Origin of the sequence: Kitasatospora sp. NPDC007106, assembly GCF_040634455.1 — a bacterium.
GTDB classification, from domain to species: Bacteria; Actinomycetota; Actinomycetes; order Streptomycetales; family Streptomycetaceae; genus Kitasatospora; species Kitasatospora arboriphila.
Genome location: NZ_JBEYFP010001293.1, coordinates 1 through 1,290 on the forward strand (window position 1 = coordinate 1; position 1,290 = coordinate 1,290).

Annotated in this window: 2 protein-coding genes; both read left to right on the plus strand. The window is 75.0% G+C overall.

What is annotated here, in order from left to right; all coding sequences use genetic code 11:
• The coding region (locus ABZ641_RS37955; protein ID WP_359989181.1) for a DUF5987 family protein at window positions 1-435 on the plus strand (435 nt) is incomplete at its 5' end.
• A partial coding sequence (locus ABZ641_RS37960) for an FAD-dependent oxidoreductase (RefSeq protein ID WP_359989183.1) occupies window positions 432-1,290 on the plus strand: 859 nt, incomplete at its 3' end. The genes ABZ641_RS37955 and ABZ641_RS37960, both read left to right, overlap by 4 nt.

Here is a 1,290-nt window from a genome sequence, read left to right on the forward strand (position 1 = left end):
GTCCAGGCCGGGGCCGTCCAGGTCCTCGTCTCGCCCGACCTGCCGCTCGGCCCGTGGCTGCCGGAGATCGCAGCCCTGCTGGACGCCCGCGCGCTGGCGCGGGCCGCCACCCATCTCCTGTGGCTGCCGCCCGGGTGGCCACCCTTCGTCGGCCTGCCGTTCGACCACCGGACGGCCCTGGTCACCGGCCTGTTCGAGCCGGGCGAGGTGGACCGGCCGGTCTGGCAGGTCCTCGCCCTGCTGGTCGGCCTCGCCTTCGACACCGCCGCCCACCAGCACACCACCACCGCGATCGCCACCGGCCATCCGGGGCTCGCCTGGATCGGCTTCCCGCCACCGGACGCGGACGGCCTCTGGCGCTTCCCCGCGCACTCCTACGACCGGCCGCTGGCCGACCTCCACCCGCGCACCACGGCCTCGGGGAGCCCGGCATGAGCGCACAGACCACCGACGTGCTGGTGATCGGCTCGGGCTTCGGCGGCGCGATACCCGCCTACCACCTCGCGGCCGGCGGCGCCCGCGTCACCGTCCTGGAGCGCGGACCCCGCCTGGCCGCCGGGGACTTCACCCACGACCTGCGGCTCGGCGGCTACACCAGGATCGTGGACGTCATCAAGGGCGACGGCATCTCGGTGGTGGCCGGCAACTGCGTCGGCGGCGGCAGCGTGGTGTACTTCGCCGCCTCCCTGCGCGCCCCGTCCTTCGTCTTCGAACGCCGGGGCGGTCTGCGGCGGCGCATCTGGCCGGCCGCGCTGACCCGCGCCGCACTCGACCCCTGGTACGACCGGGTCGAGCAGTCCCTGCCGGTCACCCGCCTCGACTGGGACTCCGTCTCGTACGCCGGCGGCGTCCTCGCCGCGGCCTGCCACCGGGCCGGGCGCACCTGCAACCCGGTGCCGGTCGCCGTCGACACCGCACGCTGCACGGACTGCAACTGGATGCTCTCGGGCTGCCGCTTCGACGCCAAACGCTCCATGCTGCTGAACTACCTGCCCGCGGCCGAGGCCCACGGCGCCGAGGTGCGACCGCTGCACGAGGTGCAGGCCGTCGTCCCGTCCTGGATCGACGGCCACCGCTACGCCGTCACGTACACGGTGCTGGACCCCTCCGACTACGGCTGCACCGCCGAGATCGGCACCGTCCACGCCAAGGTGGTGGTCCTCGCTGCCGGCGCGGTCGGCACCCCGGTCGTCCTGCAGCGCTCCGCCCCCGCCCTCGGCGGCATCCCCCCGGCCGTCGGCCGGTACTTCTCCGGCAACGGCGACCGGGTCTTCGTCGCCGAGATGGACG